This is a genomic window from Sulfurospirillum cavolei, from assembly GCF_001548055.1.
In the GTDB taxonomy this organism is placed as follows: Bacteria; Campylobacterota; Campylobacteria; order Campylobacterales; family Sulfurospirillaceae; genus Sulfurospirillum.
Map to the genome: position 1 here is coordinate 2,422,198 of NZ_AP014724.1, position 17,122 is coordinate 2,439,319.

General features: G+C 44.8%; 20 protein-coding genes. 5 read left to right on the forward strand and 15 right to left on the reverse strand.

The annotated features are described in order from the left end of the window. The first annotated feature begins 101 nt into the window (after nt 1-101). Both UCH003_RS12135 and UCH003_RS12140 read left to right on the forward strand, forming a co-directional pair. Nucleotides 102-929 (forward strand): DUF4405 domain-containing protein, encoded by an 828-nt coding sequence (locus tag UCH003_RS12135; RefSeq protein ID WP_060826707.1) that lies wholly within the window; start codon nt 102-104, stop codon nt 927-929. After that, nucleotides 926-1,222, forward strand: coding sequence for an EF-hand domain-containing protein (locus UCH003_RS12140; protein WP_060826708.1), 297 nt, complete (start codon nt 926-928; stop codon nt 1,220-1,222). The genes UCH003_RS12135 and UCH003_RS12140 overlap by 4 nt, the downstream gene beginning before the upstream one ends. 27 nt (nt 1,223-1,249) lie before the next feature. On the opposite strand, the gene UCH003_RS12145 is transcribed toward UCH003_RS12140, so the two are convergent. Genes UCH003_RS12145 through aroQ form a run of 15 tightly spaced genes read right to left on the reverse strand, consistent with a single transcriptional unit; the run spans nt 1,250 to nt 13,942 of the window. Beyond that, on the reverse strand, nt 1,250-1,612 hold the full coding sequence (locus tag UCH003_RS12145) for an EamA family transporter (RefSeq protein ID WP_041962986.1): 363 nt from the start codon (nt 1,610-1,612) through the stop codon (nt 1,250-1,252). Then, complete coding sequence (gene rffA / locus UCH003_RS12150) at nt 1,612-2,745, reverse strand: dTDP-4-amino-4,6-dideoxygalactose transaminase (protein ID WP_060826709.1); 1,134 nt, start codon at nt 2,743-2,745, stop codon at nt 1,612-1,614. The genes UCH003_RS12145 and rffA overlap by 1 nt, the downstream gene beginning before the upstream one ends. Beyond that, the gene (locus UCH003_RS12155) at nt 2,742-3,434 is read right to left on the reverse strand and encodes a WbqC family protein (protein WP_060826710.1); all 693 of its coding nucleotides are present in this window, start codon (nt 3,432-3,434) and stop codon (nt 2,742-2,744) included. The genes rffA and UCH003_RS12155 overlap by 4 nt, the downstream gene beginning before the upstream one ends. After that, nucleotides 3,431-4,360, reverse strand: coding sequence for a glycosyltransferase family 2 protein (locus tag UCH003_RS12160; protein ID WP_060826711.1), 930 nt, complete (start codon nt 4,358-4,360; stop codon nt 3,431-3,433). The genes UCH003_RS12155 and UCH003_RS12160 overlap by 4 nt, the downstream gene beginning before the upstream one ends. A gap of 21 nt (nt 4,361-4,381) precedes the next feature. Then, on the reverse strand, nt 4,382-6,073 hold the full coding sequence (locus UCH003_RS12165; protein ID WP_060826712.1) for a hypothetical protein: 1,692 nt from the start codon (nt 6,071-6,073) through the stop codon (nt 4,382-4,384). Between the two features lie 2 nt (nt 6,074-6,075). Continuing rightward, the gene (locus tag UCH003_RS12170; RefSeq protein ID WP_231964780.1) at nt 6,076-6,813 is read right to left on the reverse strand and encodes a TIGR00730 family Rossman fold protein; all 738 of its coding nucleotides are present in this window, start codon (nt 6,811-6,813) and stop codon (nt 6,076-6,078) included. A 7-nt stretch (nt 6,814-6,820) separates the two neighbouring features. Next, on the reverse strand, nt 6,821-7,693 hold the full coding sequence (gene fliY / locus UCH003_RS12175; RefSeq protein WP_060826713.1) for a flagellar motor switch protein FliY: 873 nt from the start codon (nt 7,691-7,693) through the stop codon (nt 6,821-6,823). Between the two features lie 15 nt (nt 7,694-7,708). Continuing rightward, a complete protein-coding gene (gene fliM / locus UCH003_RS12180; RefSeq protein ID WP_039672056.1) occupies nt 7,709-8,764 on the reverse strand; it encodes a flagellar motor switch protein FliM in 1,056 nt (351 codons plus the stop codon). Continuing rightward, nucleotides 8,757-9,470, reverse strand: coding sequence for an RNA polymerase sigma factor FliA (locus UCH003_RS12185; RefSeq protein ID WP_060826714.1), 714 nt, complete (start codon nt 9,468-9,470; stop codon nt 8,757-8,759). The genes fliM and UCH003_RS12185 overlap by 8 nt, the downstream gene beginning before the upstream one ends. Continuing rightward, complete coding sequence (locus UCH003_RS12190; protein WP_039672054.1) at nt 9,442-9,810, reverse strand: hypothetical protein; 369 nt, start codon at nt 9,808-9,810, stop codon at nt 9,442-9,444. The genes UCH003_RS12185 and UCH003_RS12190 overlap by 29 nt, the downstream gene beginning before the upstream one ends. Before the next feature lie 22 nt (nt 9,811-9,832). Next, a complete protein-coding gene (locus UCH003_RS12195) occupies nt 9,833-10,708 on the reverse strand; it encodes a MinD/ParA family protein (RefSeq protein WP_041963572.1) in 876 nt (291 codons plus the stop codon). Further along, entirely contained in the window at nt 10,689-11,966 is a 1,278-nt protein-coding gene (gene flhF / locus UCH003_RS12200) for a flagellar biosynthesis protein FlhF (protein ID WP_060826715.1), read from the reverse strand. Before flhF ends, UCH003_RS12195 begins: the two co-directional genes overlap by 20 nt. A gap of 3 nt (nt 11,967-11,969) precedes the next feature. Beyond that, nucleotides 11,970-12,437 carry a 2-amino-4-hydroxy-6-hydroxymethyldihydropteridine diphosphokinase gene (gene folK, locus UCH003_RS12205; protein WP_144441015.1) on the reverse strand — a complete coding sequence of 156 codons (468 nt, stop codon included), beginning with the start codon at nt 12,435-12,437 and terminating at the stop codon, nt 11,970-11,972. Next, nucleotides 12,434-13,459, reverse strand: a complete 1,026-nt coding sequence (locus UCH003_RS12210; protein ID WP_060826716.1) for an aminopeptidase P family protein — start codon at nt 13,457-13,459, stop codon at nt 12,434-12,436. Before UCH003_RS12210 ends, folK begins: the two co-directional genes overlap by 4 nt. Continuing rightward, nucleotides 13,460-13,942 carry a type II 3-dehydroquinate dehydratase gene (aroQ, locus tag UCH003_RS12215; protein WP_060826717.1) on the reverse strand — a complete coding sequence of 161 codons (483 nt, stop codon included), beginning with the start codon at nt 13,940-13,942 and terminating at the stop codon, nt 13,460-13,462. Nucleotides 13,943-14,192: 250 nt separating this feature from the next. On the opposite strand from aroQ, the gene mqnF reads away from it, so the two are divergent. From mqnF to UCH003_RS12230, 3 genes are read left to right on the forward strand one after another with little or no spacing between them, the layout of a single operon-like run. After that, nucleotides 14,193-15,419, forward strand: a complete 1,227-nt coding sequence (gene mqnF / locus UCH003_RS12220; RefSeq protein WP_060826718.1) for an aminofutalosine deaminase family hydrolase — start codon at nt 14,193-14,195, stop codon at nt 15,417-15,419. Next, nucleotides 15,413-16,273: a signal peptide peptidase SppA gene (sppA, locus tag UCH003_RS12225; protein ID WP_039672047.1), complete on the forward strand. Its 861-nt coding sequence runs from the start codon at nt 15,413-15,415 to the stop codon at nt 16,271-16,273. The genes mqnF and sppA overlap by 7 nt, the downstream gene beginning before the upstream one ends. Then, nucleotides 16,270-17,121, forward strand: a complete 852-nt coding sequence (locus UCH003_RS12230) for a YitT family protein (RefSeq protein ID WP_060826719.1) — start codon at nt 16,270-16,272, stop codon at nt 17,119-17,121. Before sppA ends, UCH003_RS12230 begins: the two co-directional genes overlap by 4 nt. Nucleotide 17,122: the final 1 nt, after the last annotated feature.

Below are 17,122 nucleotides of genomic sequence, written 5' to 3' on the forward strand. Positions count from 1 at the left end.
GATTAAATTTTGCCGCATTAACATTTGCTTAACACTTTCATGCCATACTTTCAAAAGAGTTGTTGTAAAACTTTCTCTAATTATCCTGATCGGAGTTATTTATGATTCGTTTACGCCGTTTGACCTCTTTATGTGTCGCTTTTTCGTTCTTAGCGATGAGTTATACAGGAATTTTGCTTTTTATCGCACCCAAAGGTCGTGTCGCTTACTGGACGGATTGGCATCTTTTAGGCTTGGATAAAACGCAATACACGAACTTACATGTCAGCTTTATGATTCTTTTTTTAATAGGCTCGGTCGTACATATCTACTTGAACGTACCGGCGTTACTGAGTTACCTTAAAACGAAAGCATCGACATTTTCGTTTTTCAATAAAGAGTTGCTACTGGCATTGGCGTTCAATCTTTTCTTTTGGGTCGGAACACTCTATTTTTGGCAACCTTTCGATGCCTTTTTGGACTTTTCCGATCAGCTTAAGAACTCTTGGGAGCAAAAAGCGGATTCAAAAGCACCTTACGGTCATGCCGAACTTTCAAGCTTAGAAGAGTTTGCGATGCGTACTAGCACACCGCTTTCTCAGCTGGTGCAAACCTTAACCGACGCACAGCTTAAAGCCGTCGATCCTTCCAAACGTATTATCGATATCGCACAATCAAACGGCTACTCGCCCGCACAAATGTTCGGCTTGATGGCAAAACAAAAACCTGCTTCGTCATCGTTACAAGAAGGCGGCGGATACGGTCGATTAAGCCTTGCAGAGGCTTCCAAACGCCAAGGATTTTCGCTACCGCGTGCTCTTGTTTTTCTTCGCGAAAAAGGATTTGACGCACGTGAGACATCGACACTCAAAGAGATTTCGGACGCACTCAATACTAAACCTATGATGCTCTTAGAGCAACTTAAAACGCTAGAAAAGGATTCCCAATGAAACGTTTTTTATGGCTATGCGCCTTTGCCTCTTTACTCTTAGCCGCCGATACGACGCGAGGACCGATGAGTTTTGACGATTTCGATACTAACAAAGACGGAACACTTACGCAAGAAGAATTTGATGCGGCAAAAGCGCAACGTATGAGTGCAAGAGCCCAAGCGGGCGGAGGCATGAAAAATGCGGCGGATGCTCCCGATTTTGCTTATTTTGATATCAATCACGACGGAAAAGTAACCAAAGACGAGTTCCGTCAAAAGCAGTTGGAACGGCTTAAAAACAGACGTAATTAACGCAAGAGGCGTCTTTACGCCTCTTGTTTACCCTCGACTGGAAATAAAAATTCCCAGCACGATCAAAGCAAGCCCCAAAATTTTATACAGCGTAACGCTTTCGCTAAAGAGAAAAACCGATGAGACAAACACCACGACAAAGGTGAGTCCCATAAACGGATAGGCGTAGCTCAGCTCAAACTTAGTCATCGCCGCCATCCAGCACAAAGAGGCGACAAACGCTGAGATAAAGCCACTTAAAATAAACGGATCTAAAAAAAGTTTCAATAAAAAAATCAACTTTTCAGCAGACGCATCGGGCAAATGCCCGTGAAAAGGAATGCGCCATTTGATAACAAGCTGTCCGTAAACGGTGAAAAATATTGTCCCAAAGATGTATAAATGCGCCATTAGCATGCACTCCATTGTTTTAAGACATCGCATACCGTTTCGATCTCTTCGTTGGTAATGCCATAATAAAGGGGTAAACGAACCAATCGCTCGCTCTCTTTGGTCGTGTAAAGATCTTCACCAAACATACGACCGTATTTAACGCCCGCAGGTGCGCTGTGCAATGGAATATAGTGAAAAACAGCGCCAATGTTGCGCGCTTTAAACTGCTCGAGTAAAATCGTACGTGTTTCCAAATCTTTCACTTTAAAGTAGAACATATGCGCGTTATGCACACATCCTTCAGGAATAAACGGAAGCTCGATTAGCCCTTTTTTCGCCAATGGCTCTAGCATTGTGTAATACGCTTTCCATGCATTCAAACGGTGGTTTTGAATCACATTCACCTCTTCTAAATTGCCCCAAAGGTACGCGGCTTGAAGTTCACTAGGAAGGTAACTGCTGCCGATATCCATCCAGCCGTATTTATCGACCATACCTCTGAAAAATTGGCTACGGTTCGTTCCTTTTTCACGGATAATCTCAGCACGGTGGGAAAAACGCTCATCGTTAATGAGTAAAAGTCCACCTTCGCCGCCACTGGTGACGTTTTTGGTTTCATGAAAACTAAACGCACCCAAATGTCCAATGGTTCCAAGAGGCTTTCCTTTGTAGGTAGCTTCAAACCCTTGCGCCGCATCTTCAACAACAAACAGATTGTGACGCTTTGCAATATCCATGATCACATCCATATTGCATCCCACACCCGCGTAATGCACGGGCACGATCACTTTGGTTTTAGGCGTAATCGCCGCTTCAATCAAACGCTCATCGATGTTCATCGTCTCAGGTCTGACATCGACAAAAATGATCTTAGCCCCTCTTAGAGCAAACGCATCGGCGGTGCTCACAAAGGTGTAACTGGGCATAATGACCTCATCGCCCTCTTTGATCTCTAAAAGCAACGCCGCCATTTCAAGGGCGTGTGTACACGAAGGAGTTAACAGCGTTTTAGCACATTTGTAACGCTCTTCAAACCATTGTTGTGTGCGTTTGCCAAAAGGACCATCGCCCGAAATTTTAAGGCTGTTCATCGCCTCTAACACATATTTATCTTCATTGCCTGTTCGTGGAGGTTTATTGAAATGGATCATTTTTGACTACTTTTAAGAAAATTTTTGGCGTTTTCGCCTTCGTTGAAGATGAGATCGATCACACTCACACCATGCTCAAACGGAGGGAATAGTTGATGGTATTCGCTATACCCACTGTAATCCATCCATTCAACCTTTATGCCTGCTTCGACAAAGATGGATTCATCTAAGTAATCTTTTGCCGCAGGACCACTCAGATACGTTGTGGCACCTAACTCTTGACACAACGCCAAAAGCCGCTCGCTTTTTCCTTCAGCCAAGACAAACTCTCTAGAATCACGTATTACCGTTTTGATCTCTAGCATTGCGCAGATCGCATCGATAAAATGACGATTGATCTCGCTAATCGTCTCCATTGTCGCACCCATATACAATGCTTCAAAGGACTCTTTGTACGCTTTAAAATGAGGCGCTTTGGCATAGCTTTGCGCGATGCTTCGCCAATGGTTCACGTTCCATTTTGCATCAGTAATTTTGGTCTCATTGATTTTTTGATGCAAACTCTCTTGACGTACGGGAATACTGAGCCACTGAAGCCCATTTTGCGTCTTGATTTTATTGCGGTTGCGCCAGTCGTTTTTAGTGTATTGCATATCATCATAAAGCACGAACTCATCGACGCTTCCAATGATGTCAAAATACCCTTTCCACGGAATATAATTGGATTGTAAAATTGCTATTTTTTTCATAAATTGATTGTCTCTTGAATCACGTAAAGAGGTCGTCGTTTGACCTCATCAAAGATCTTTCCGATGTACAGCCCCGTAATACCAATAATGGCGAACAGAAGTCCAAACATAAAAAACATCGACACCATCAAACTCGTCCAACCTTCAGCTGGCGTGTGGTAGAAGAAGTAGCGAATGACCAACCACCCTGCATAAAGCAAACTGGCAAAAGCAATCAAAAATCCTAGTTGAATCGAAAGCCTTAACGGTTTGTTGGAATGCGAAATAATCGAATCGATCGCAAGATGAATCAATTTTTTGAGGTTATACGATGATTTTCCGTAAGCACGTGCCGCATGATCGATGTCGATCTCGGTTTTTTTAAATCCGACCATTTGGGCAAAAAGTAAAAAGTCGCGGCTGTGTTCGCGATAACGATTGATCGTTTCAACCACTTTTCTCGCATAAATACCGAAATTAGCGATGCTGTTATCGTGCTTCGTATCGGTGAAATACTCTAACATGCGGTTAAATGCGTATGAGCCGAAACGCTTAAACCAGCCGTCTTTACGCTCCGTGCGTTTGGCAAAAACAATATCGTACCCTTCGACGACTTTGTTGTAAAGCTTGCTAATCTCTTCGGGGCGATCTTGTAAATCGCAATCCATCACGACAACCCATTCGCCTTTAGCATGATCGAGTCCGGCTGTAATTGCGTAATGCTGTCCGAAGTTGCGTGAAAGATTAATGCCCTTAACGCGTTCGTCCCTAGCGCATAACATCACGATACGCTCCCACGAACCTTGAGGACAGGCATCGTTGACAAAGATAATTTCAAAATTGTCGCTGATAGGACTTAAGGTCTTTACCAAGCGATCGTATAACTCGAATAAACACTCTTTACATCCGTAAATAGGGGAAACAACGCTGATTTTTACAGACTCCACATGTAACCTTTATAGCAGGGATTAAGGAGCCGTCATTATACGCTTTTTCTTCCTAGCTTCCGCTTTAGTTCGTTTCACGTAAAGCGGATTTTTTTCGAAAACAAAAAAGGTATATTTGCCCAGCGTAAATTGTTCCAGCGGATCGGGCATATTAAAATCGCGTATCGCTCGGTACATGTCGTCTATATCGTCGGGTACTACCATAAAAAAGACTTTACCGTCGGTCGTATCTTTTTGGTACCATCTGTCGCTTGAGAGCCATTTAACCAGTTTCATGCCCTCTTTTTCGTCAAAGTCTATCGGACGAATATCGACCTCGCCGTCGCTAAAAACGGTATAAATATGTGAATCCCAATACTCGGCGTAGCCAAAATGCAACCCTCTGCTTTTGAGTTCTTCCACCAAAGCGATGCGCTCATCCACAATGCCGCGCCACTCTTTGGGCGAAACATACTGCCATGAAACGCCCAGAGCAATCGTAAGGCTGACGCTTAAAATCAGTTTCATAAAAAGCGAAAAAAAGCGCCACATAATAACGTTACAAATGAGCACCATCATAATAAAAGGCGAAAGATACCGTATGTTGTTGCGTGCTGCCCATGCGTGTTCATGCAATGCCGTAGTAGAGTAAAGCACCAAAAGCAACGCAAAACCGACGTAAGAAAACAAAACGAAAAGCCGCTCGGTCGAGCTCATTTGGTAAAACGCTTTTTTGATGTGCAATGCCGGAATAACGAGTACGAAAGGGAAAAGCACAAATTTTGCCAAAGAGACGATGCCCTCAAGCGAAGAAGCCCGAATATTCGTTCCCCACTCCGAACCGATAAAATTCCACAACCCTAATAAAGCATGTGCGGCGTGAACCGGCAAATCCTCCAAAGGCACTAAAGGTGCGTTATTTGCGCCTCCAGCAAAATGCAAACTTTCCAAAAGCGTAAAATGGGTAATCGTCGCTCCCGTCATTACGGCACAGGCGAAAATAGAAATTGCGATGCGCTTGATCGAAAGCATACGCAACATCGCTCCTTTAAACGTACGAAGACTGTCGCGTGCAAAATAGACTAAAAGGGCTAATGCACCGAAAAACGGCGTGATGTAATAGACGAAAAAGCGTATCGGATTGGCAAGAACCAATAGATACAGCAAGATCATAAAGGCAATAAACGCTTTAATTTGCGTCCGCTTGCTAATGACATGTGGGCTCAATTTTCGGAAAATAAACATAAACGCGATCATAAAAATAAAATACCACGTATACGCTGCTTCGCCGTAAAGTTCGCGTAAATACATCGGCGAATAGCCGATGCTAACGACCACTCCTCCCATCACGCTGGACGCTCGCGAGAGCATCAGCGAACGCAAAAAGAGGTAAATAAAAACGATCATAAAAACGCTAACTTCAAAAACGGTAAACGCATGGGCAAAATAGCCGTTTTTACCTGCAAGTACCCAAGGAATGACTAAAAGCTGTTTGTAGAAAACCCACAAATCATTATTGACATACCACCAATGGCTTGGGAAAAAGCTCTCGGCCTGAACGATCTCTTCGGCCAAGATATTGGCGATTGCGGCATCGGAATTGAAAAAAGCGCGATAGGTTTTAAAAATATAAAAGCTAATTTCGTAAAGCGTAAAGCCTAAGAGCAACAATGCGCCCAAAAAAGGAAGGTTTTTTTTCAAAAGCGTTTTATAACAGAGTTTGTGTGGAGGCATCGTTATTCTTGGTTCGATAAATGTTCAATCGCTTTTTTGTAATAGCGACTCTCTTCCAAGCCTTCGGCTTTGAGAGCATTCGTATACACGATCAAGCGTTCGTCGATTTGTTTGACGATTTCGTCAAAATCATCGGTTAGCGTAATTAAATTCACGTCTTCCTCTCGAATCACACGGTTTTCGACCATCGTCGTTTTAATAAAATCATACAATTTTTCCCAATAACTTTTGCCGTACAAAAAGATACTGATCTGCGTAATTTTTCCCGTTTGCGTCAACGTCAAAGCTTCAAAAAGCTCATCCAGCGTTCCAAATCCGCCCGGAAAGATAACATACGAAAGTGAATATTTAATTAACATCACTTTCCGCACAAAAAAATAGTCGAAACTTAGATGTTTGGTCGTATACCGATTGCCCGATTGCTCATGCGGAAGATTGATATTGAGCCCGATCGATTGTGCCGATTTAGCATCGAACGCACCTTTGTTCGCCGCTTCCATAATACCGTGCGATCCGCCGGTCACGATCGTGTACCCTTTTTTCCCGAGGCGATGAGCAAGAGCATAAGCTTCTTGGTAGTAATAATGATCGGGATGAAACCGCGCACTGCCGAAAAACGTCACCGAAGGTCCTAAATCCTGCAATTCATCAAAGCCTTTGACAAAATCGGACATAATGCGAAGCACACTCCACTCGTTAGAGTGTTCGGTGTCTTTAATATGGGAAGGTATTTTCATCATGATACGCTTATCGTAATTTTTCCAAGCGTTCGCGCTTCGTACCGATTTCTCCGATTTGAACGCCGAAGTTTCCGTCGACGATCACGACTTCGCCCATAGCAATCAGCTTATCCCCGACCAAAATTTCCAAAGGATCGTTCGCCAATTGATCCAGCTCGATGACCGATCCGATGTCCATGCTTAAGACGTCTTTGAGCAACATCTTTTTCGAGCCGATACGCACGCGAATCGGAAGCTTAACGTCTTTAATCAACTCGATATTGTTGAGCTCTTCTTGCGTCATTCCTCCCGAGGAGCGTTTCATTTCGGGTGCGGGAGCTTCTTCGAATAAGGAGACGCTCGGACTTTCTTTGGGAACGTTGACCGTTTCGCCGATAAGCGGTGCCAACTCGTGCGTGATCGCAAACGAGATGACGTCATGCGAATGGTGAATCGCCAAGTGGTAAATAAACAATTTATCAAACGCTTTAAAATCGACTTCTCCCGTGGCATCGATATACTCGACGCTATCGATTTCGAACTCGATTTTAGGCATATTTTTTTGACTGCCTAACGAGCGTGAGAACGCACTTAAAATATTCGAGACGATCTCTTTAATCGCATCGAGGTCTTCCGCGTCCATCTCCTCTTTTTCGTTTCCCTCTCCACCGAGCATCATATCGCCGATAGCCGTAGCAATCGAAGTCGCAACGGTCACGCGCATCTGTCCGTGAACTTGACCGCCGACCGTGACGTCAAGCTTTGCCAAAGGCGGGCTCAATTTTAATTTGCTTTCGCCGTTTTCTTCTTTATTGAGTTCAACCGTAGGGGCAACGCCGGTAAGTCCTTCGATCGTCGAGACGATCTCTTGCTCCAATAACTGTACGAATGTTGTATTCACGTTTTTCCCCTATGCCTATATTTGCGTTTCAAACGACGATATTTTTGATTTGCGGATCTGTTCCAACTCTTCAAGCGCGCTTTTAATTTCATCTTTGTCGGTACGAACCAACTCTTCGATTTTAATCGATTTGCGGAAACGGTGCAAACCGATTTCGGCTAAGAAAAGCTCTTTTTTATCGATCATAACGATCGCCTTATCGTCTGCGGCGCGATCGAGACGGATAATATCGCCTTTTTTAAGATCCAAAAGTTCTCCAACGCTTAATTCCGCTCTGCCGATAATCGCCTCGTTAAAGACTTCCGCACGCGAAATCAAGGTATTGAGCTCTTTGTTGCGGCTCTTTTTGGCACTCGTTTCGCCAAGCATAATATCGCGGTTTGCCAAACGCGATAAAATCGGTTCAAGGTAAATAACGGGATAACAAAGGTTGATCATACCGCTGGAGTTACCGATGATAATTTCCATAACGACCATAATGACGATTTCGTTTTGCGAAACGATCTGTACGACGTTGGGACTGGACTCTTTGGTCTCGACGGTCGGGTACATATCGGTAATCGGAGCCCAACCCTCTTTCAAACGTTGCATGATAATGCGCAAAATCGCGTCCAAAAGATTGAGTTCGATATCGGTAAGCTCTCTGGTCGCTTCATACGCTTCGCCCATGCCTCCGAGCAATCGATCGATCATCGGAAACGCAATGGAGGGATTAATCTCGATAATACAGTTACCGTCAAGCGGTTTAATCGAAAAAACGTTAAAACTCGTCGGACTCGGGAGCGACATCAAGAATTCACCGTACGTCATCTGATCTACCGAGTGGAGTTGGATTTCGACGATACTTCGCATAATGGACGAAATCTGCGATGCCAAATTTCGTGCCATTTTGTCGTGAATACCCTTTACCGCGCGCAATTGTTCTTTTGAAACGCGGTTTGGACGTTTAAAGTCGTAAAGAATGACTTGCTTCGTCTCGCCGGTATCGCCTTCGCTAATCAGCGAATCGCCGTCTTCTTCGACAACTTCTAAAAGGGCGTCGATCTCTTCTTGACTTAAAATATCAGCCATGGTATAGTCCCAACCGTTCTTTAATCTTCGCTAAAAGCTTCTTATGAATCTGAGAAATTCTCGACTCGCTGATCTCCAATATTTCGCTAATCTCTTTTAAATTGAGTTCTTCAAAATAGTACAGTTGAATAATCATCTGTTCTCGTTCGCCAAACGTTGCTAAGATAGCGTGAACCATCTCTAAAAGCTGGTCTTTTTCAACTTTTTGCGCCGTATCTTCACCGGAAAGTACCGTGATTTGTTCATTCAGCGACATGACCGAAACAATCATCGCGCTGTTGCGCGCTTCGGCGATTTTTTCGATGTCTTCGTTTAAAATCTTTGCCAAATAAGCATCGTCGGGTTCTTCGCCGTGCTCGCCTAAATAAGCGGTAATTTCTTGATCGACCAGTTTAATCAAACGTCGGTTAGAACGGCTCATCGTATCCAAAGAGCGTAAAAAATCGAGCATCGCTCCGTAGACGCGTTTTTTTCCGTAGCCCCAAAAGGAGTCGTTTTGCTCTTTATCGTAACGACGCGAAAGTTTAATCATCTCTTCGGTGCCGATCGAAATCAAATCGTTCACGTCCACTGAAGAAGGCAGGCGTTCCCTTAAGCGATACGCCATCGCTCTGACCGCGGGAAGGTACTGCAAAACAAGCTCGTCTTGCTCTTTTTTTAAATTTTGACTGTACGGGTTAGGCTGCTTTTTTAACGTAGGATTCATGACTCTCCGTTGAGCCTTTCACGAGCTTTTCATACTGTTGGTTCATCAAATCGATACCGCTTAATAAATTATCCATAATTTTTTCCCTGTCCTCAAGCTCATGGATAAAATAATCCCCGATCTCTTCATGATCTTTTTTATTAAAAATATAGGTGCTCAATCGATCAAAATCAAAGAAATTCATAATGGCAACATGAATAATCAAATAAAACGTCAGCGTAATCTCCAAGGTGTAAAAGAGCATCTCCTCGGGTTCGCTAAAATTTAAAATTGAAAACGCCAAACCGATAAAAAACCCGCACACGGTAAAAAAATAGATAAAATTGTCTGATTTGACCATGCCCAACCTTTGTGAAATGTATCTAAAATTGCTCTATAATACGCTTAAAGAAGCTTCCGAAGCTCTTATTCGTATCACTTTGAAGCACTTTTCGTTCCAATTTATACACCAGATTATTGACGATACGCTTCATGTCCAAAGACGCCAACGAATTGGGCGCGTCGTTGGTAAAAAGCGTGCGTTGTTTAATGCTCTTTGAGACGATTTTATCTTCGGGGAGTTTTCCGATCAGATTTAGTTTTAATCCGTTGCCGATATTGGCTTGGGCGACTTTATTAATCTTGTCAAAAACGAGTTGCGCCTCTTTTTCGCTCTTGACCATATTTAAAATCAAGTGAATATACGATTGGGTTTTACTCGTAATTTTAATCGTCGCATACGCGTCGGTAATTGCGGCGGGATCGGGGACGGTTACGACGATGACTTCGTCGGCGGCTTCAAGAAAAAGCTGAATATGCTCTCCGATACCCGCTCCCGTGTCGATAATCATAAAATCCAAATCATCAAGCACTTTCGTTTCTTCCAAAAAACGTTCAAATAAAAACTGTTCGGAATACTTCAAAATCTCGTCACCGCTTTCTCCGGGAATCAAGATAAGATTCTTTTTAATCGGAACGATGACGTCGTTTAAAGAGCATTCGCCTTTGAGTACATGTAAGATATTTCTATCGATACGCACGTTTAAAATAACGTCCAAATTCGCAAGACCGATGTCGGCGTCGAACAGTCCGACTTTATACCCGTTATTGGCTAAAATGTTTGCCATATTGGCGCTGATAGTACTTTTACCTACGCCTCCTTTACCGCTCGTGATCGCGATAAATTTCGTGCGGCTTGCCGCTTCGCCGCTTGATGCCGCACCGACGAGCTCTTGAAGTTTATTTGCTTGCGTTTGCATGTTCACCTCTTTTTTTCTCAAAACCGTCTAAAATACACTCGACTAAAAAATCGCTGGAGGCGGGAACGATATCGTCCGGAACCTCTTGCCCGATCGAAAAGTAACTCACGGGCTTGTCGATATCGTAAATCAAAGAAAAAATCGTTCCAAAAACTTTGGTTTCGTCGAATTTGGTAAAAATAAGCGTGTCGATCGTTAAAAAGGAGAAGTTATGATAAATCTCTTTGAGATCTTCGAGCTTGCTTCCCGCGGAAAGCACTAAATTGACGTCTATTTGAAGATCGCTTTTTTGAAGAAACGTGTTGAGCTTCAGTAATTTTTCTTTATCGTACTGCGAACTTCCGACCGTATCGATCAAAATGACGTCGCAATGGCTTAAGGAGGAGAGTGCTTGGTTAAAATCGTTCGGTTCTACCACGTCTTCGATCGGCAAGCGCATCATTTTAGCGTATTGAAAAAGCTGTTCCACCGCTCCGATTCGATAGGTATCAAGCGTTATGATGCCGACTTTGGCACGTTTTTCTTGAATGTACGAATAGCGCGCTGCCAACTTGGCGATCGTTGTCGTCTTTCCCACGCCCGTAGGTCCGACGAACATCATAATGCGCTTACCCCCTTTGGGAAGTTCGGTTTCCATACGCACGGGAATCAATTTGCGAAGCAAAACCTGAAAATAGCGTTTAATCGTCTCGGAGCTGTTTTTCATACGACTGGGCATATGTTCCAACGTCAAATTCATAATATTTTCAAGATGGTCTTCGCCCATGCCGCTGGTTTTGGCAAGTTTATAAATTTCGGCAAACTCGGAGGGAATCGCCAAATGATTGCGATGGTGCGCTTTTTCTTCCCAAAACATCTCTTGAATCAATTTGATTTTATCAGCAAGTTTAGTAATCTCACTTTTAATTTCGCCGATGCTTTCGATATTTTGAGCTTTATCGACGGCTTTGGAAGCACTACCGAAACTTCCCGTGTCACCCGTTGCTTGGGCGATTTGGGAAATCTGTTTCGCCGCTTCGGAGAGACTCAATAACACGTCCTCGCCGCTTTTGTATTTTGACTCGGTCTTAGGTTCCGGCTTTTGCACGGGAAGCTGTTCTTCATCCACCGCGACGACCACTTCGTAAAGTGCGCTCGTGCTAATCGTCTTTTTGCGCAGTTGTTTGGTGCTGATGACTAAAGCATTCTCGCCGCACTCACGTTGAGCGAGTTTGAGTGCTTCTGCCGGTGTTTCACCGCTAAACGTATGAAATTTCACCCATTATCCTTTGAAACGTTTTAGCATAAAAAGCGGAACGACGACCGATAAACGTTCGCTCCATCGAGGATGCGGGAGCGTCAACCGTGAATCGTTGCGTCGAAGACGATCGAAAAATATTATATCCAAATCAAGCGTTCTTGGTCCATTTTTAAAGCGTCTCACGCGTTTAAATCGCTTCTCTACATGTAAAAGCATCGTAAGCAACGCTTTGACATGTAAAGAAGTCTCTATGACCACTACCGCATTGTGAAAATCGTTTTGTTCGTAATAGCCAAAAGGCGGATTTTGCAAAACGGGCGAACTCTCTTGGATACGCAAGCGCGGATCATTTAGAAAAAATCGATAGAGGTTGCGAAAACGTTTTTTAACGTCTCCCTCGTTGCCTCCGATACCGATCAGTGCTTCGTATTTGAACCGTTTGGTCAAAGACGAACGCATCGGAAAAAAACGGATTTTCTCTAATTTCACCCCAGAACCTCGGCACCGTTTGCTCGCACGACGATCGTATCTTCGATACGCACGCCAAACTCTCCGGGCAAATAAATCCCCGGCTCGATCGTAAAGACCATATTCTCTTCGATGATCGCGGAGGAACGTGCTCCGATTACGGGCAGTTCGTGAATGTCCAATCCCACGCCGTGCCCCGTAGAATGCACGAAATACGCTCCAAAGCCCGCTTTGTCGATGACGTCGCGCGCGGCTTTGTCGATCTCTTTGGCTTGAATGCCCGCACGCACCGCCTTAAGCGCAGCTTCTTGGGCAAACAAGACGGTATCGTACACTTTTTGTCGGCGTGCATCATTAAAGTGTTGCTCTTTTTCAAAGCCGAAACGTTCGTTAAAATAGCTCGTACGCGTACGATCAGAACAGTAGCGTCGGTATTTTACACCCGCATCGAGCAACACGAGTTCGCCGTATTCTAAACGCTTACCGGTAGGAAGCGCATGCGGTTTGGCGGCATTTTCGCCGAATGCAACGATCGGATCGAAACTCAACCCCAATGCACCTTCGTTTTTAAAGATCGCTTCGGCTTCGAAAAAAGCACGCCTTTCGTCGACTCCTTCATGCGCTTTTAAAAACTCCCCAAAGCGCGCAAACGCCTCTTTACCGTACCGTGCCGCTTGTTTTAAAAGCGTCAACTCGGCTTCGCTTTTCACGATACGTTTTTCTTGCGAGAAATTGACTTTTCGTTGAAAATGGACATTCAATGTAGCACTAAGACGCTCATAAGCGTCCACGCTCCACTCGCTTGGATTGTAAACCAAACGTGAAATGCCGCTTTTTCGTACCAACAGACGAACCGTTTTCAACAAATCGCGTCTGTCGCCTAAAACAACCTCGGCATTGTGGATCGTCTCCTTTGCTTCGGTCGTATAACGCGCATCGGTAATAAAAAACGCTTCACTGCCGAGTTTCAGAAAAATCGCATTATCGCACGAAAAGCCGCATTCAAAATACTGCGCGTTTTCGTCTTTGAGGATATAATTCATTTACGCTTTGGCTTGTTGCTGTGCGGCTTGCGCTTTGCGAAGCGCGTCAAGTTCGCCTAACATTTGCATCATCGAGATCATGGCAAGGTGATAGCCAAAAGGTCCAAAACCGCTGATTTGTCCCGTACAAACCGCTGCGGTCATACTTTTTTGACGAAACTCTTCTCTACGGTAGATATTGCTAATATGCACTTCGATCGCGGGAAGCGAAACTGCACTGATCGCGTCGCGAATCGCGATAGAGGTGTGCGTATACGCCGCCGGATTGATGATGATACCGTCGGCATCGCCTAAACACTCTTGGATTTTATCGACGATTTCGCCTTCCAAGTTGGATTGAAAAAACTCGATCTCAAAATGGTTTTGTTTGGCAACCGTTTCCATTTGCGTATGGATTTCTTCCAATTTCATCGCACCGTAAACGTTTGGTTCGCGGTAACCGAGCATATTGAGATTAGGACCTTGAATCACGACTATTTTCATGAATAACCTTTATTAAAAATTTGTTCTTATTATATCAGCGGTTAGTTTAGGATACAATTACGCGATTTTATTCGCGTTTCAATCAACGCAAAAGAACGCAGAACACGCCTTTAGAGCTAAGCTCTAAAAGCTACGTTAACACTGGGTTTTGCCAGACGCAATGCCCGCGCACCCTTCGGTGCTTTTTCTTACGAAAAGGTATTTTGTAGGAAGTTGAATACTCTTCTTTGGAAGAACATAAAGGAAAAACGTGAAGTTATTGATTGCCGATTTCGTCCTAACATGTAACGCGACGTTTGAGATCATCGAAAAAGGCGGCGTCGTTTTCGACGAAACGATTATCGACATAGGACAAAGCGATGCGCTTCAAGCGCGTTATCCGGACGCTACGCTGATTCAAACGCCGCCTCATAGCATTATTTTGCCGGGTTTGATTAACGCCCATGTGCATTTAGAGTTTAGTGCCAACCGTACGATGCTTCGTTACGGCGACTTTATTCCGTGGCTTCAATCCGTCATTCAACACCGCGAAGAGCTCAGCGCACTCGCAACGCACGAACACATCGCCGCCGCGCTTCGCGAAATGCTTCAAAGCGGAACGACGACCTTAGGTGCCATCAGCAGTTTCGGAGCCGATCTGGACGCTTGCGTACAAACGCCCCAACGCGTCGTTTATTTCAATGAAGTTTTAGGCTCCGCTCCTAGTGCGGTCGATGCGATGTACGCAGACTTTGCGAGTCGCTTTGAAGATTCGAAAGCCCATGCGGGCAATCGTTTTATTCCGGCTATTTCGGTTCATTCGCCCTATTCGACGCATCCGATTTTGGCGAAAAAAGCCTTGCAAAAAGCACGCGAAGAGGGGTGCGTCGTTTCGACGCATTTTATGGAAAGCCTTGCCGAGCGTGCTTGGCTCGATAACGCCGAGGGGGATTTTCAACCCTTTTTAAGCGCGTTTAATCCCCACGCAAAACCGATGTGCGATGCCTTAGAATACCTTGCCCTGTTTGAAAACGTTCCGACGCTCTTTACCCATGCGGTTTATGCCGATACCGAAGAGCTGCACGCTCTTTCCGATCAAAAAGCAACGCTCACGCATTGCCCCGTTTCCAATCGTCTTTTGGGCGCAGGCAAACTTGACGTCGCCAAAGTGCTTGCCGCAAAAATAAACCTTACCTTAGGCACAGACGGTCTCAGTTCCAACACCTCGCTCAGCCTTTGGGACGAGATGCGAAGTGCTTTGATGATGCATTACGAGCGCGATCTTACGACCTTGGCAAAACTGCTCTTGCAAAGCGTGACATGTAACGCGGCAAACGCCTTAAAACTTCCGTGCGGATCGCTTGAAAAAGACCGCTATGCCGACCTTATCGTCGCAACGCTTCCGCAAGCGTGCGACCGAGAAACGCTGATCGTACAAACGCTCTTACACACCCGTCGCATGGAAGCGATTTATATTCACGGAGAAGCCTTATGTTAAACCTACTCAAAAAACCTTTTATCGTCTTAGGTGCGATTTTAAACTACGTTCAAACCCACTTTAAAACCGTCGTCTTACTCTTAATCGTCGCATGGATCGTCGTCTCGCAAGAGGAGATCAAAGAGCCGAACCTTGCGATCGTCAAAATCGAAGGCGAAATCTTAAACATCGACGAAATTTTGGATACGATCGAAAAAGCCGAAGAAAACGACCAAATCAAAGGCGTACTCTTACATGTCGACTCTCCCGGCGGCGCACTTGCTCCTTCCATCGAACTCTCGTTAGCGGTTAAGCGATTGGCGGAGAAAAAACCCGTCGTCGCGTACGCGGCGGGAAGCATGACCAGCGGCAGCTATTACGCTTCGATTTGGTCGAACACCATTATCGCCAATCCGGGTGCCTTTATCGGCTCGATCGGCGTACTTTTCCAAGCACCCAACGTCGCCGAATTGGCTAAAAAACTAGGTATTTCGGAGCAGATTATTACCGCCGGCGAATACAAACAAATGGGAACGTTTACCAGAGAGTGGACGCCTAAAGAGAAAGAAGCACTCAAAGGTCTGATCGGCGATGCATACGACCTTTTCGTCAAAGACGTAGCAACCGCGCGCGGGCTGAACCTTGCGAAACCCGACGAATTTGCGAACGCACAGGTTTTTATCGCCTCTAAAGCCTTAAACGTTCACCTCATCGACGAAATAGGTTCAGCACAAGAGGCGAAAAAGAGGGTTGAAGCTTTGGCGAACGTCGCGCATCCCGTTTGGGAAAAACCCGACCCGATGGACAAGTGGATGAAAAAACTCGAAAGCTCGACCAAGCTTCCGCTTCTCAATTTAACCGGGTATCTTAAATGACAAAAGCCTTATTGTCGACGCAACTTCTCCAAACGGCGTACGTCTTTTTAGGCGCATTATCGATGGCGTTTGGCGTCGTATGCTTTCTCTCCCCTAACGGTGTGATTACCGGAGGGGGCATCGGTATTGCTTTGATTTTGCACTTTTTCATCACGCAACTCACGTTAGGAACGCTGATCGTATGCGTGAGCATTCCTTTTATCGTTTTAGGGTACGTCTATTTCGGCAAACTCTATTTTCTAAAAACCTTGGTCGCGCTTTTTGCAACCTCTTTTTTTACCGATCTTTTTCGCGAAGCCTTACACCTCAAACCGCTGAGCGACGATTTATTGCTTGCGGCGGTATTTGGGGGTATTTTTATCGGTCTTGGCGTAGGCTTGATTATCAAAGGACGTTCTTCGACCGGAAGCACCTCCGTTGTGGGAGAAATCGTCGCGCAAAAGACGAAGTTCAAAGCTGCCGAAGTGCTTTTGAGCATCGATCTTTCGATTATGATCGTCTATATTTTTGCCTACGGCGATATTTCAAGAGCCCTTTACAGTATGTTCGGCGTTTACGTCACGACCAAAGTAATCGATACGATCATTACGGGTCGCCCGTCTAAAAAAGTCGTCAAAATCATCTCTAACAACGTTGAAATCCTCACCGAGCAGATTCGCGATCGCATCGAAGAACACGGTACGATCTTTACGGGAACGGGGTTGCATCATGAAAAGCAGATTAAAACGATGATTTTACTTTCCGTCGAAGCCTCGAAAATCCAACTCTTAAAAGATATTATCCGTAAATACGATCCCGAAGCGTTTCTGATCATTTCCGAGGCAAGCGAATTTTTAGGTAGAGACTAAC